Source organism: Rhodococcus sp. K11/5 (assembly GCF_055193735.1).
In genome coordinates, this window is record NZ_CM143721.1 from 3,981,452 (window position 1) to 3,994,364 (window position 12,913).

Below are 12,913 nucleotides of genomic sequence, written 5' to 3' on the forward strand. Positions count from 1 at the left end.
TCAGCGTATGCTGTCGCGGTGAGCCCGGACCTGAACGCCCAGACCATGAAGCCCCTGACCGCGGCGAACAAGCTCGGTATCTACCTGCCCGCGGCGCCGGAGGACTTCCGCTCCACGCCCATCTCCCGGGGCGATCTCGACGCATTGCGCAACGATCCCCCGGCATGGCTCACCGAGCTGTGGACCAACGGCCCGTTCCCCCGTGATCTCGTGGCCAAGAAGCTCGGAGTCACCAACGCGGCCCTGTCCCGGCACGACGTGTCCGACTCGATGACCCAAGCGCAGATCGACGAGCTGGCGGCATCGGAACCGGAATGGCTCGTGCGCGAGCGCGAGAATTTCGCCGAGGTTCAGCGCGAGGCCATTCGGGTGAAGGAAAAGGAAGCAGCTCGCCGGGCCCAGAGCAACCGGCCGCCGAAGAACCGCTAGCGGTTTCCGGTCGGCCGGACGGCTCCCCGATCAGCCGACGGCGGACTCGCGGGGATCGAACGACAGCGGCCGCATGTCGCGCTGTGCGCTGCGGCGACGTGCCATTTCGTCCGCCGTGCCGACCAGCGCCGAGATCAGGCTGGCGGGATTCTCCGACCAGACCCGAGCGATCGCCTCGACCTCGGACGGGAGGAACATCCCGGTGAACTGCAGGTCGGAGACCCAGCGGTCGATCCCACCGTTGCCGATCTCGTTGAGCGTCTCGTGATCGACGCCCGAGATGGAGAACTCGTCGCAGAAGACGGCGCGAATCATCTCGCGGTGTCCGGCATTGACGGCATGGTGAACGGCGGGGGCGGTTCGATCAGTGGTGTCACTGTTCGTCAGAAGTTCGTACATGCGCATCTCCCCGACACGAGGGCGTCTCACGACGCGGAATCGAAAGTTCTCACTGCTGGAAAAGTTTCACTGCGGTGTGTAACGGAATCGGGACCGTGGTCGATATGCCCTGAAACCGTTATCCGGGAGAGTACGCCCAAAATGGCGCGTGCGCAGGAGCTACGCCATTTTCATGAGCCGCCACAGCGTGCGGCCGATTCGTACCGCTCGGTCCTGAGGATGCGTAACTTTTCGGCCGTCGTACGGCCACCCACACAACGACGACGGCCGCGTGCTCCCGAAGAGGGAGGCACGCGGCCGTCGTTGGTCGAGGGGTCAGTGGGAGACGAGAACCCGTATCCCGACGCGGGCGTCGGCCTCGGCGGCGTCGCCGATCACTCCGGCCACCTGGCGCCGCAGTTCACCCATCTCGTCCGCGATGGAGGCGGGATCCACGGTCGGCTCGCACGTGACGAGCACCGTGATCACCGGGGTCCTGCCGCCGACGGCCGTCTTCTCCGCCCGCAGGCGTGAGCGTGCCGACTTGACGCCGTGCACCGACTTCGCGACCTCGGCGGCGCGAGAGGCCACCGCCGTCAGGTCCAGCGTGACCGTGCCCCGGGGCGACGCCGACGAGGACAACGCGATACGACGCGTGCGACCGGACGGGATCCGGCGCAGCAGGGACCAGAGCGCGAGCAGGGCGACGACCACTCCGGCGCCGATGAGAGCCCACGGCCACCACGGCTGCTCCGTCAGGTCGAGGACCGGACCCGCGTCGAGTGCGTCGGGTGCGAAAGTCAGTCGATCCTGCTGCCACAACGCGGCACCGGCGCCGACCGCGAGGACGGCGAGGCCGACGATCAGGACTCCGAGCCGGTCGAAGAACACGGTGGATCGCTTCATCACACGGTCTCCTTCGTGATGCTCGGGCCCGAGGTGGAGTCCGTCGACGCGGACGTGTCCGTACCGGTCGTCGCCGTGTCGGTCACCAGGGTGGGCGGGGTGTCGACGGCCTCCGGCTCGGACTTCTTCGTCTTCGTCGGCCGCACCCATACCTCGGCCACCCCGTCCACGGGCCGGTGGCGGCGTGCCCGCCACTTGAGCGACGCGAGCACCAGGAGAAGGCCGACCACGCCGACGGCGATGCCGGCGGGGGTCATCCAGGACTGGGGGGTGAGCCCGTCGAACCAGTCGACGGCAGCGGTGGACCACGACGACCCGGCGAGTGCACCGAGTTCCACCAGACCGTCTCGTACCAGCGCCGCGCCGGCGGCGATGAAGACCACGGCGAGCACGACGGCGATGGGGGTCGCGGCCGGCCGGGCGAGCGGACGACGCGTCGGGACGACGTGGCCGTCGGCGGCGCGCGGTGTGTCCAGGGTCAGTCCCGGCGGGATGGCGAAATTGCCCACGTGAACGTCGACGTCGTCCACCGCGAGACTCGACGAGGTCATCCCACGCGCGATGTCCTGGCGGACGTCGTCGGCGACCCGAGGCGCCGACATGGGCCAGCGGACGGTGAGGTCTGCGGTGCTCCGGACGACGTCGCCCGTCTTCGACACGCTCACGCGCGACGCGCGGCGGCCCAGCGCACCGGACGACGCGGTGGACACGCCGGTGGTCCGGCTGAGCGAGGCGTCGGCGATGTGTTCGACGGCCTTGTCGAGGACGGTCAGTTCGCCGCGGTCACCGGGATCGATGTCGGACGGGGAACGTTCGGGGGCGCCCTTCGCGGGGCCGTCCGTGGGGGCTGCGGGATCGGCGTCAGCCACGGCCGCGTCCCCTCAGCAGGGCGTCGGGATCGAAATTGCCGTCGCGGTAGGCGCCGATGGCGAAACCGATCGCGCCGAGGACGAGGGCCACCAGAAATCCGGTGAACCCGCCCGCCGCCGCGGCGACCGCCAGAAGAAGTCCGGCGAACAGGCCGATGATGGAGGCATTCATGGGGGCTCCGATTCGAAGAGTGAAGGGGTCAGGAAACGTCGAAATACTTGCGCCGAGAGGGCAACGCTCGCCGGACGGCGCGGATGCGCCGGGCGAGTTGTGCTCTGCGGGTCGTCAATCCGCCGACGGTCGGTGCGCCGTCCGAGGAGACGGCGTCACCGACCGCACCGAATCGGCGGTCGACCGCGTGCAACGCCTCGATCAGCGAGTCGGCGTTCCCGCCGAGATCCGGGTGGTGCGCCCGAGCCGCGGCCCGACGCGCCTCCCGGTAGGCGGACACCCGATCTTCGGGGACGCGTCCCGACTTCGGGTCAGGAGTGACGTTCACGAAGCAGGGTTACCCACCGCGGACTCGGCGGAAGCATCCGGACGGGGCGCGGCGTCGTCGGCGGGGTCCGCGGGTTCCGCCACGTCCTCGACGACCACGTGAACCGGACCGTCGACGATCCCACGCACCGCCGAGCGAACCTCGGCGGCGGTGGATCGCACGACGGCGTCGGGCGTGACGGCGATGTGAATCTCCGTGCCGTCCGGTCTGACGTTCACCCCGGCCACGCGTCGACCCGGCAGATATGTCGCCACCTCGCCGAACATCCCGCCGTGCAGCGCGGCGACGCCGGATACGGCCTCGACCGCTGCGGCGATTCGGTCAGCGATGTCGTCGGCCGACGCGGGGGCGGTCATCGAACCCGGGCGGGTGCCGCGTCTTCGTTGTTCTCTTCCTCGTCGAAGAGGAAGACGTCGTGGACGGTGATGTTCACTTCGGTGACCTCGAGGCCGGTCATGCGCTCGACCGCTCCGATGACGTTGCGACGGATGCCCGACGCCAGATCGGAGATGGCCACGCCGTAGTCCGCGACGATGTCCAGATCGACCGCGGCCTGGCGCTCGCCGACCTCGACGGACACGCCCTGGGAGTGGTTGACGCGGGCACCGGGGATGCGCTCGCGCAGTGCGCCGATCGCGCGGGTGGCGCCGCCGCCCACGGCGTGGACGCCCTGGACCTCGCGGGTCGCGATGCCGGCGATCTTGGAGACGACGACGTCGGCGATGGTGGTGCGGCCGTCGGAGGCGACCAGCGTGCTCGAGCTGGAGTCGGACTCGGTGCGTTCGACCGTCTTGCTGCTGGACTGCGCGGTCGAGGAAGTGTTGCCCGAGGTCTGCGCGGATGAGGTCATCTCAGGTGATCCTTTCGTTTGGGTTCGGGAGTGAGTCGAGTTCCGTCCGCCGAAGCGTGCGCATCTGTGACGTAAGACACATAGGCTACCTCCGGAGCACGACGCGACGAATGAGGAGCGTGACCATCGACGTCGGAACGGACGAGACCATCGCGTCCGACTCTGCGTCGGCCGACACGGCAACTCTCGCAACGCCACCCACCGACCAACGCGCCGCGGACAAGGCGCTCATCGACGCGTCGGTCATGGGTGATCGCACGGCCTTCGAGACCATCGTGCGCACCCACGGTCCCGCCATGTACCGCTACGCCCGCAACATGCTGCGTGACGACGGCGCGGCCGAGGAGGTGGTGCAGGACGCGTTCGTCGCCGCATGGAAGGGCCTGGACAACTATCGTTCGGACTCCGCCCTGCGCACGTGGCTGTTCGGTATCACCGCGCACAAGGCGATCGACTTCACCCGTCGGCGCACCCCGCGGCCGGCGGAGGATTGGGTCTTCGACGACGCGGTGTCCGATGCGACGGACGATCCCGAGGTCAAGGCGAGCGAGAGCGGCTTTCTCGACGATCTCCGCGTGGCGCTCGCCGCGCTGCCGGAGAACCAGCGCTCGTGCTGGCTGCTCCGCGAGGTCGAGGGCATGACGCACGTCGAGGTCGGTCGGATTCTGTCCATGTCACCGTCGGCCGTTCGCGGTCAGGTCAATCGTGCACGCGCAACACTGAGCGAGAGGATGGCGGCATGGCGTTGAACCCCGAACCGTCCGTTGCACACCCGGACGGTTCCCCGTACGACCGAGACGCCCCGAACCGAGACGAACCGAACCAGGATTTCACCGAGGTCGACGACCGCCCGGACCCGTTGCTCGAACGAGCCGCCGTCGAACTGCGCAACGAGGACGATCCGTCCTGGCTGACCGTCAGTACCGCGATCCTCACCAAACTGCGGGCGACGGCCCGCCGCACGCGCGTGATCGACGCCGTGTTCCCACCGGACTCCGCCCTCGACGGCGACGAGTCCGACGGCGACACCCTGCGCGTGTCCGACCAGTTGGTGCTGCTCGAGATCTCGCGCGCGCTGCGCGAGGTTCGGTGCGACGTGCGCAACGTGGAGCTCGACGTGGTCGACCGGCACCGGTGCGCCGGGGTGCACGTGGACATCGCGGTCTTCTTCGACGACGACTTCTCGGCGCTCGCCGCCCTCGTCGCGGAGCGGACGGGTGCGGCGGTGGAGACCGTTCTCGGTCCGATCCTCGGCCTCGACGACATCACCGTCCACATCGCGGATCTGCTCGCCGCGGACGAAGAGGCCGGGTTACAATCCGACTGAAGTGTCTGTGACCCGACGTACACAGATGCCGCTGTTCACAGAAGCCGACGAGGAGATCTCACCCCATGGCCACACCGCTCGCCGCCACCATCGACATCGACGCCACCCCGCGCGAGGTGTGGGCCGTGGTGTCCGACCTGAAGCGCATGGGCGAGTGGAGCCCGCAGTGCAAGAAGATGAAGGTCTTCGGTGACCTCCGCGTCGGCACCCGCACGGTGAACCTCAACCGCCGCGGCGTGCTGGCCTGGCCCACGAGCAGCAAGGTGACCCGCGTGGAGCCGGAGAAGGCTCTCGCGTTCCGCGTGGTGGAGAACAACACCATCTGGTCGTACACCCTGGACGAGACCGAGTCCGGAACCCGCGTCACCGAGCGCCGCGAGGCACCGGGTGGAACGTCGGCCGTGTCGAACGTTCTGGTCAAGCTGGCCTTCGGCGGCAGCGAGAAGTTCGAGGCCGAGTTGACCGACGGAATGAACGCGACGCTGCGACGCATCAAGGCGGCCGCCGAGAGTTCTCGTACCGTGGGGTCATGACGCGACGCACCCCGGCTCTCGCCGCCCTCCTCTTCACGGCCGCACTCGGCGCCTCCGCCTGCAGCAGCGGCACCGCCGACTCGGACCCGACGCCACCCGAGGCGTCCGGCGGCTCTCTCGGGTCCACCGAGTCGGCCCCCACCACCCCCGAGGAGGGCACGGGAGGTGACCTCGACGTCGAGATCACCGTCGTCGCCGACGGGCTCTCGCGCCCCTGGGACGCGGTCCGCGCGCCGGACGGCACCGTGCTGTTCACCGAGCGCGAAGGCCGCTTCACGGTCGTCCCGCCCGGAGGTGAGCCGACCGCGGTGGACGCGGACCTGAACGATCTGTTCGTCGGGAGCGAGACCGGACTGATGGCGCTGGCGCTGGACACGGACTTCGACTCCACTCGCACGGTCTACTCGTGCCAGGGGTTCGAGGACGGCGACGTGCGTGACGTTCGCGTCGTCGCCTGGACCGCGGCACCGGACTGGTCCTCGCTCGAGCGGGACCGGACCGTCGTGGACGGCTTCCCCATCACCAACGGTCGACACGGTGGCTGCCGGATCCTGCCCCAGCCCGACGGCACCCTGTTCATCGGAACCGGCGATTCGGCGCAGCCGTCCGTTCCCCAGGATCCGGATTCGCTCGGCGGCAAGGTCCTGCGTGTCGACGCGGCGACGGGCGAACCGGCGGCCGGCAATCCCGACGCGAACAGCCCGGTCTACACCCTCGGCCACCGCAACGTGCAGGGTCTCGCCGCACGTCCCGGCACCGACCAGATCTATTCGGTGGAGCAGGGATCCGATCGTGACGACGAGGTCAATCTGTTGCAGGCCGGCGGAAACTACGGCTGGAGTCCGGACCGCAGCGGGTCCGGCTACGACGAGTCCGTCGCCATGACCGACCCCGAGCGTGTTCCGGGCGCCATCGGCGCCGTGTGGAGTTCGGGCGCGAGCACCCTGGCCACCGCGTCGGGCACCTTCCTCACCGGCGAAGCCTGGGGCGAGTGGAACGGCGCGCTCGCCGTGGGCGTCCAGAAGGAACAGCAGGTGCTGCTCCTCGCCCTGTCCGAGGACGGAACCGAGATCACGAACCAGACCACGATTCCGGCGCTGAGCGAGTACGGACGGATCCGTTCGGTCACCGCTCAGAGCGACGGAAGCATGCTGGTCACCACGGACAACGGTGATGCCGACCAGGTCCTGCTCGTCACCCCCTGAACCACTGGTGGCGAGGTCGCCGATGCCGCAGGTACATTGAAATGAGCCCCGTTCGTGACCTCGGCCGAGGCGTAGGCACGTTTGCCGTGCCCGGCCGTCGGGTAGCCCTGCTTGGACGTTGGATCCGAAACCCGGATCACGCATAAGCAAAGGGGTTTCATCATGTTGGGTCTGGGCATCTTCGGTTGGATCATCATCGGCGGACTGGCCGGCTGGATCGGTAGCAAGATCATGAAGACCGACGCGCAGCAGGGCATCATCCTGAACATCGTCGTCGGCATCATCGGCGGTCTGCTGGGTGGATTCCTCCTCAGCGCCGTGTTCGACGTCGAGGGCGGCGGCATCATCTTCAGCTTCCTGACCTGCCTCCTGGGTGCGGTCATTCTGCTCGCCATCGTGAAGGCAGTGACCGGACGCGGCTCGCGCGTCTGATTCGTGGGGGGTCTACGAGATCCCCACGACCGTCACGGCACGACTCGGGGCCCCTCACGTAATCTGTGAGGGGCCCCGAGCGCTGTCTCGGACCGAACGATCTGCTCCCACCACCCACATACATCGACGTAAGAGGAGACCGTGGCCCGCCGACCCGTTCCGCAAGGCACCCCCCAGCCCACCGGCATCGGTCACATCGCCGACCTGGTCAAGTCCAGCATTCCTCCGCTCCACCCCGCGGGTCTGCCGTTCGTCGCCGCTCCGCTCGCCGTCGCCGTCGTCGCACGCAAGCGTCCGACGGTGCGAACGGCCGCCCTGCTCAGCGCAGGTGCCGTGGCCGGCTTCTTCCGGCACCCGAATCGCGTTCCGCCGAACCGCGCCGGCATCGCCGTCGCCCCCGCGGACGGCGAGGTCGCACTGGTGGACACCGCGGTCCCGCCGCCCGAGTTGAACCTGGGCACCGAGGCGGTGCCGAGGGTGAGCATCTTCCTGTCCGTGCTGGACGTACACGTGCAACGCGCTCCCGTCGCCGGCACGGTGCAGGCCGTCGTGCACAAGTCGGGGCAGTTCCTGTCCGCAGACCTGGCCGACGCCAGCGAGGTCAACGAGCGCAACAGCATGCACCTCCGCACCGCCTCGGGCCACGACCTCGCCGTCGTGCAGATCGCCGGCCTGATCGCGCGGCGCATCGTGTGTCAGGCCTCGGTCGGTGACACCCTGACCATCGGAGACACCTACGGGCTCATCCGCTTCGGGTCGCGCGTCGACACCTACTTCCCACCCGGCTCGCGACTTCAGGTGCTGCCGGGCCAACGCGCCATCGGAGCCGAAACGGTCCTGGCCGAACTGCCGTGAGCGACACGGACACCAAACGGAACGGCGCGGTTCGGCTGCTTCCCAGCGCGGTGACGGTGTTGGCGCTCTGCGCCGGCCTGTCCGCCGTGAGATTCGCGCTGGACGATCGGCTCGGGCTGGCCCTGGCCATGATCGGTGCGGCCGCCGTGCTCGATTCGCTCGACGGCCGCATCGCGCGTCTTCTCGACGCGACCTCGCGGATGGGCGCCGAACTCGATTCCCTCGCCGACGCCATCTCGTTCGGCGTCGCCCCCGCCCTGGTGCTCTACGTGACGCTGCTCGAGGGCAGCGGCGGTGGCTGGGTCATCGCCCTCGTCTACGCGGTGAGCATCGTGCTGCGGCTCGCGCGATTCAACACCCTCATCGACGACGACACGCAACCATCCTTCGTCGGCGAGTACTTCGTCGGCGTCCCGGCTCCGGCCGGAGCGTTGATAACCCTGTTTCCGCTGGCCGTGGAGTTGCAATGGGGTGCGGGCTGGTGGACCTCGTACTACGTGGTCGCCACCTGGGTGATCCTCTCGGCAATGCTGATCGTCAGCCGCATTCCAACCCTCGCACTCAAGTCGGTGTCCGTGCCGCCGCGCATGGTGGCTCTGCTGCTGATCCTGGTCGGCCTGGCCGGAGCCGCGTTGATCACGTTCCCGTACGTGCTGCTCATGGTGCTGATCGTCGTGTATCTGGGGCACATCCCCTTCGCGATCCGATCCCAGCGCTGGGTCGCCGCACGTCCGGAGACCTGGGAGGTCAAACCGGCCGAGCGTCGTGCGGTACGACGCGCCGCTCGCCGTCGTCGGCCCCCGCGCGGTGGGGCGTCGTCGGCGCGGCTGCGGCTACGTCGGCCGCAGGGTTCCTGACGGCGGCGACACACCCGCTCGGTGGAGGAACGCGTCGACCAGTTCGGCGCACGCGGCCGGCGCAGTCTCGCTGCGAGCGGCGACCGCGGCCCGAATCGCGGGGACGTCCACCGCGCTCTCGACCGCGTCGCGGTCACCGTGCCTGATCCACCCGTCGACCCACGACTCGAAGACGTCCGGGGTGATCTCGGGGTGGAACTGCACTCCGAGGTGCGGACCGGACGTGAACGCCTGCAGCGCCGCGGCGGTCCGGGCCACCGCAGTCGCTCCCGGCGGCAGCGTGAACGTGTCGTCGTGGAACTGCATCCACGGGCCCGACGCCACCAGCGACGGTGCGTCGGTCTCGACCTCGTGGAACCCGTGCTCCGAGCGCTCTGCGCGCGTCACCGTCCCGCCGAGCACGCGGGCGAGCAACTGGCCGCCGAAACACACGCCGAGCATCGGGATTCCTCGGGACACCGCGTCGCTCACGTACGCGATCTCGTCCGCCAGCCAGGGCAACATGTCGTCGAACGCCGCGTCGGCGGACCCCATCAGAACGACGAGGTCGGCCTCGCCCGCCGTGGGACGCACGGCGCCCTCCGCTTCGAAGGAGACCACGTCCACCCGAAAACCGCGATCGATCAGCAGGGGACCGAGCGAGCCGACGTTGCGGACACCGAGGTCGAGATCGCGTTCGTGAACGACGATGGCGGCGCGAAGCATGCCGCGAGACTAATCGCCGCGACCGGGTCGACGGCGTCGGGTCGCTAGGCTCGCAAGGGTGACCGATCCGGAGCTGGTACTGACCGTTCGCCTCAACACGTCGGCCGCCGACTCCCGCCGCGGAGTCGTACGCCTGCACGCCGAGGCGCTCACCGCGCTCGGTCTGCGTGAGTGGGACGCCGTCGGGTTGCTGGGGTCGCGCCGGACGGCCGCCGTCGTGGCCGTCGCCCCTCCCGGAACCGCTTCGGGCACAGCACTTCTCGATGACATCACCCTGTCCAACACCGGACTGACGGAGAACGCGCAGGTGGTCGTGACCCCGGCGAGCGTGCGCGGAGCCACCTCGGTGACCGTGACCGGGGGTCCGCTGGCCAGTGGGGCGATCGACGACAGCACGCTGCGTCGCGCCCTCCTCGGCAAGGTCCTGTGCACCGGGGACGCGGTGTCGCTGCTCCCCCGCGATCTCGGGCCCGGCACCAGCACCGCGTCGACGTCGCAGGCCCTCTCCCGGTCGGTCGGCGCCACCTGGACCACCGAACTGCTGACCGTCACGACCACCGATCCCGGCGACGCCGTCAGCGTTCAACCCAACACCGCCGTCGGCTGGGCCGGTGGACGAGGGTCGCCGACGACGCGATCCGAAGCGACACCCGGAGCGAGTCGTCGAGGCGGATCCACCCCACCCGCCGCGCCCGATCGACCTGCGCACCCGTCGATTCCGGTGAACGACCTGGTCGGCGCCCGCACGGCGGTGGCCTCGCTCACCGAGTGGCTCGATCTCGCCCTGGAACAGCCCGAACTGCTGCGCACCCTCGGCGCATCACCCCGTCTCGGGGTCCTGATCACCGGACCCGCGGGCGTCGGCAAGGCCACCCTGGTCCGCGCCGTGGCCGGTGCACGCGTCTGCGAGGAGATCGACGGTCCCTCCGCGGGGTCGCTGGCCGCCGAGGATCGGCTCGCCGCCGTGCGGGACGCGGTGGATCGGGTTCGTTCGGGCGGCATCCTGCTCGTCACCGACGTCGATGCGTTGCTCCCCGCCACCGCCGAGCCGGTCTCGGCTCTGGTCCTCGATCTGTTGCGCGGAGCCGTCGACACCGCGGGGGTGGCCCTGATGTGCACCACCGCGCGGCCCGATCAGGCGGATCCGCGACTACGAGGGCCCGACCTGTGCGATCGCGAACTCGTGCTCAGCCTTCCCGACGCGTCGGTGCGCTCGGCACTTCTGGACATCCTGCTGCGGACCGTGCCCACCGAGTCCCTCGATCTGGCCGAGATCGCCTCGCGAACCCCGGGTTTCGTGGTCGCGGACCTCGCGTCGCTGTGCCGGGAAGCGGCGCTGCAGGCCGCGGCTCGCGCCCACCGCGACGAGGCGAAGCCGATGCTGACCCAGGCCGACCTGGTGGGCACCCTGGCCGTGATTCGACCGTTGTCACGTTCCGGCAGTGAGGAATTGGCGATCGGCAGTCTCACGCTCGACGATGTGGGCGACATGGTCGAGACCAAGGCAGCGCTGACCGAGGCGGTGCTGTGGCCGCTGCGCCACCCCGACTCCTTCGCCCGCCTCGGCGTGGACCCGCCGCGCGGCGTTCTCCTCTACGGGCCACCCGGATGCGGCAAGACGTTCCTGGTCCGCGCCCTGGCGAGCTCCGGTCAACTCAGCGTTCACGCCGTCAAGGGCGCCGAACTGATGGACAAATGGGTGGGCGCATCGGAGAAGGCCGTGCGTGAATTGTTCGAGCGCGCACGCGCTTCCGCACCGTCGCTGATCTTCCTGGACGAACTGGACGCCCTGGCGCCCCGACGCGGTCAGAGCTCCGATTCCGGAGTCTCCGACCGCGTGGTGGCCGCGCTGTTGACCGAACTCGACGGTGTCGAGCCGCTCCGCGACGTCGTGGTCCTCGGGGCCACGAACCGTCCCGAACTCATCGACCCCGCGCTGCTCCGGCCGGGTCGACTCGAACGCCTGGTATTCGTTCCGCCGCCCGACGCCGAGGCGCGCGTCGCGATCCTGCGCACCGCGGGCGCGTCGGTTCCGTTGGCGGACGACGTGGACCTCGAGACGGTGGCCGAGAAGCTCGACGGATACTCGGCGGCGGATTGTGCTGCGCTGCTTCGCGAAGCGGCCCTGACCGCGATGCGCCGCGACGTGGACGCCGCGGTCGTCACCGCGTCGGACGTGCAGACCGCGCGCGAGAACGTGCGCCCCTCGCTCGACCCCGAGCAGGTCGAGGCCCTGCGCGCCTACTCCGCGCGGTAGCCGATCAGACCCAGCGAGCGAGGAGCTCGTTCGCCCGCTCCGCCAGGGTGGCCTGCAGGATCGGACCGAAGCTCACACGTGCCACCCCGAGGTCGGCGAACGCCGCGCGGTCGTGCTTCGCCGGGTGCCCGATCGCGTTGACGGGCAGTGGGAGTTCGCTGGTCAGCCGCCGGTGATCGTCGTCGCTGTGGAAGCCGACCGGGTACAGCACGTCCGCACCCGCGGCCGCCGCCAGCTTCAGGCGTGCGATCGCGCGGTCGACGCGATCGTTCTCGTCCCCGATCTGCTTCACGAAGAGGTCGGTCCGCGCGTTGACCACGACGTGGGTGTCGGTGGCGTCCGACGCCGCGCGCAGGGCGCCGACGAAGTCCGCGTGCTCCTGCGCGTCGCGCAACCGACCGCCTTCGCTGTGCACGGTGTCCTCGATGTTCAGGCCCACCGCACCGACCGAGAGCAGACCCTCGATGAGGCGCTTCGGGTCCTCGCCGTAGCCGGACTCGATGTCCACGGAGATCGGCACGTCCACGGCTGCGGTGATCTGTGCGATCCGCGTGAGCAGCTCGTCGAACGTGATTCCCTCGTTGTCCGGCTTGCCGATGGAGTCCGACACCGGGTGCGAACCCACGGTCAACGCCGTGAAGCCGGCCGAGACGGCCAGGTTCGCGGACCATGCGTCCCACACCGTGGGCAGAACGACCGGCGTTCCGGGGACGTGCAGTGCGAGCAGGGTCTCGGCCTTCGATGCTGTGGTTGTCATGGCCGGTACAACCGCACCGCACCCGGCAGAGATTCCCCGGTGGTCGGTGGGAA

General features: G+C 69.5%; 18 protein-coding genes. 9 read left to right on the plus strand and 9 right to left on the minus strand.

From position 1 onward, the window contains the following. Positions 1-18 precede the first annotated feature (18 nt). Positions 19-429 (plus strand): DUF5997 family protein, encoded by a 411-nt coding sequence (locus ACY466_RS18560; protein WP_463247612.1) that lies wholly within the window; start codon positions 19-21, stop codon positions 427-429. 30 nt (positions 430-459) lie between these two features. On the opposite strand, the gene ACY466_RS18565 is transcribed toward ACY466_RS18560, so the two are convergent. The 7 genes from ACY466_RS18565 to ACY466_RS18595 form a co-directional block, all read right to left on the minus strand. Further along, entirely contained in the window at positions 460-828 is a 369-nt protein-coding gene (locus tag ACY466_RS18565; RefSeq protein ID WP_463247615.1) for a hypothetical protein, read from the minus strand. A gap of 315 nt (positions 829-1,143) precedes the next feature. After that, entirely contained in the window at positions 1,144-1,713 is a 570-nt protein-coding gene (locus tag ACY466_RS18570; RefSeq protein ID WP_463247618.1) for an Asp23/Gls24 family envelope stress response protein, read from the minus strand. Beyond that, complete coding sequence (locus ACY466_RS18575) at positions 1,713-2,582, minus strand: Asp23/Gls24 family envelope stress response protein (protein ID WP_463247620.1); 870 nt, start codon at positions 2,580-2,582, stop codon at positions 1,713-1,715. The genes ACY466_RS18570 and ACY466_RS18575 overlap by 1 nt, the downstream gene beginning before the upstream one ends. Then, entirely contained in the window at positions 2,575-2,754 is a 180-nt protein-coding gene (locus ACY466_RS18580; protein ID WP_463247623.1) for a hypothetical protein, read from the minus strand. The genes ACY466_RS18575 and ACY466_RS18580 overlap by 8 nt, the downstream gene beginning before the upstream one ends. A gap of 28 nt (positions 2,755-2,782) precedes the next feature. Then, on the minus strand, positions 2,783-3,082 hold the full coding sequence (locus ACY466_RS18585) for a hypothetical protein (protein ID WP_463247625.1): 300 nt from the start codon (positions 3,080-3,082) through the stop codon (positions 2,783-2,785). After that, on the minus strand, positions 3,079-3,438 hold the full coding sequence (locus ACY466_RS18590; RefSeq protein ID WP_463247628.1) for a hypothetical protein: 360 nt from the start codon (positions 3,436-3,438) through the stop codon (positions 3,079-3,081). Before ACY466_RS18590 ends, ACY466_RS18585 begins: the two co-directional genes overlap by 4 nt. Next, entirely contained in the window at positions 3,435-3,932 is a 498-nt protein-coding gene (locus ACY466_RS18595) for an Asp23/Gls24 family envelope stress response protein (protein WP_463247631.1), read from the minus strand. Before ACY466_RS18595 ends, ACY466_RS18590 begins: the two co-directional genes overlap by 4 nt. Positions 3,933-4,051: 119 nt before the next feature. On the opposite strand from ACY466_RS18595, the gene ACY466_RS18600 reads away from it, so the two are divergent. From ACY466_RS18600 to pssA, 7 genes are all read left to right on the plus strand, one after another. Further along, positions 4,052-4,681, plus strand: a complete 630-nt coding sequence (locus tag ACY466_RS18600) for an RNA polymerase sigma factor (protein WP_463247633.1) — start codon at positions 4,052-4,054, stop codon at positions 4,679-4,681. Then, on the plus strand, positions 4,672-5,259 hold the full coding sequence (locus tag ACY466_RS18605; protein ID WP_463247635.1) for a hypothetical protein: 588 nt from the start codon (positions 4,672-4,674) through the stop codon (positions 5,257-5,259). Before ACY466_RS18600 ends, ACY466_RS18605 begins: the two co-directional genes overlap by 10 nt. Before the next feature lie 65 nt (positions 5,260-5,324). Next, positions 5,325-5,792, plus strand: a complete 468-nt coding sequence (locus ACY466_RS18610) for an SRPBCC family protein (RefSeq protein ID WP_463247638.1) — start codon at positions 5,325-5,327, stop codon at positions 5,790-5,792. Next, on the plus strand, positions 5,789-6,997 hold the full coding sequence (locus ACY466_RS18615) for a PQQ-dependent sugar dehydrogenase (protein ID WP_463247641.1): 1,209 nt from the start codon (positions 5,789-5,791) through the stop codon (positions 6,995-6,997). Before ACY466_RS18610 ends, ACY466_RS18615 begins: the two co-directional genes overlap by 4 nt. 162 nt (positions 6,998-7,159) lie before the next feature. Continuing rightward, complete coding sequence (locus ACY466_RS18620) at positions 7,160-7,429, plus strand: GlsB/YeaQ/YmgE family stress response membrane protein (RefSeq protein ID WP_463247644.1); 270 nt, start codon at positions 7,160-7,162, stop codon at positions 7,427-7,429. A gap of 141 nt (positions 7,430-7,570) precedes the next feature. After that, complete coding sequence (locus ACY466_RS18625; protein ID WP_463247648.1) at positions 7,571-8,284, plus strand: phosphatidylserine decarboxylase; 714 nt, start codon at positions 7,571-7,573, stop codon at positions 8,282-8,284. After that, positions 8,281-9,141, plus strand: coding sequence for a CDP-diacylglycerol--serine O-phosphatidyltransferase (gene pssA / locus ACY466_RS18630; RefSeq protein WP_463247651.1), 861 nt, complete (start codon positions 8,281-8,283; stop codon positions 9,139-9,141). Before ACY466_RS18625 ends, pssA begins: the two co-directional genes overlap by 4 nt. On the opposite strand, the gene ACY466_RS18635 is transcribed toward pssA, so the two are convergent. Beyond that, a complete protein-coding gene (locus tag ACY466_RS18635) occupies positions 9,118-9,846 on the minus strand; it encodes a type 1 glutamine amidotransferase (protein ID WP_463247655.1) in 729 nt (242 codons plus the stop codon). The genes pssA and ACY466_RS18635 overlap by 24 nt on opposite strands. 58 nt (positions 9,847-9,904) lie before the next feature. On the opposite strand from ACY466_RS18635, the gene ACY466_RS18640 reads away from it, so the two are divergent. Further along, positions 9,905-12,103: an AAA family ATPase gene (locus tag ACY466_RS18640; protein ID WP_463247658.1), complete on the plus strand. Its 2,199-nt coding sequence runs from the start codon at positions 9,905-9,907 to the stop codon at positions 12,101-12,103. A gap of 4 nt (positions 12,104-12,107) precedes the next feature. Here ACY466_RS18640 and ACY466_RS18645 read toward each other — a convergent pair whose 3' ends face one another. Then, positions 12,108-12,860 (minus strand): isocitrate lyase/PEP mutase family protein, encoded by a 753-nt coding sequence (locus tag ACY466_RS18645; protein ID WP_463247661.1) that lies wholly within the window; start codon positions 12,858-12,860, stop codon positions 12,108-12,110. Between the last annotated feature and the right edge of the window lie 53 nt (positions 12,861-12,913).

What these genes read in the sequence shown, in the direction of transcription:
- ACY466_RS18620 (WP_463247644.1), top strand. Translation starts at nt 7,160, where the DNA reads ATGTTGGGTCTGGGCATCTTCGGTTGGATCATCATCGGCGGACTGGCC.
- ACY466_RS18645 (WP_463247661.1), bottom strand. Translation starts at nt 12,860, where the DNA reads ATGACAACCACAGCATCGAAGGCCGAGACCCTGCTCGCACTGCACGTC.
- ACY466_RS18605 (WP_463247635.1), top strand. Translation starts at nt 4,672, where the DNA reads ATGGCGTTGAACCCCGAACCGTCCGTTGCACACCCGGACGGTTCCCCG.
- ACY466_RS18570 (WP_463247618.1), bottom strand. Translation starts at nt 1,713, where the DNA reads ATGAAGCGATCCACCGTGTTCTTCGACCGGCTCGGAGTCCTGATCGTC.
- ACY466_RS18635 (WP_463247655.1), bottom strand. Translation starts at nt 9,846, where the DNA reads ATGCTTCGCGCCGCCATCGTCGTTCACGAACGCGATCTCGACCTCGGT.
- ACY466_RS18590 (WP_463247628.1), bottom strand. Translation starts at nt 3,438, where the DNA reads ATGACCGCCCCCGCGTCGGCCGACGACATCGCTGACCGAATCGCCGCA.
- ACY466_RS18595 (WP_463247631.1), bottom strand. Translation starts at nt 3,932, where the DNA reads ATGACCTCATCCGCGCAGACCTCGGGCAACACTTCCTCGACCGCGCAG.
- ACY466_RS18610 (WP_463247638.1), top strand. Translation starts at nt 5,325, where the DNA reads ATGGCCACACCGCTCGCCGCCACCATCGACATCGACGCCACCCCGCGC.
- ACY466_RS18580 (WP_463247623.1), bottom strand. Translation starts at nt 2,754, where the DNA reads ATGAATGCCTCCATCATCGGCCTGTTCGCCGGACTTCTTCTGGCGGTC.
- ACY466_RS18565 (WP_463247615.1), bottom strand. Translation starts at nt 828, where the DNA reads ATGTACGAACTTCTGACGAACAGTGACACCACTGATCGAACCGCCCCC.
- ACY466_RS18615 (WP_463247641.1), top strand. Translation starts at nt 5,789, where the DNA reads ATGACGCGACGCACCCCGGCTCTCGCCGCCCTCCTCTTCACGGCCGCA.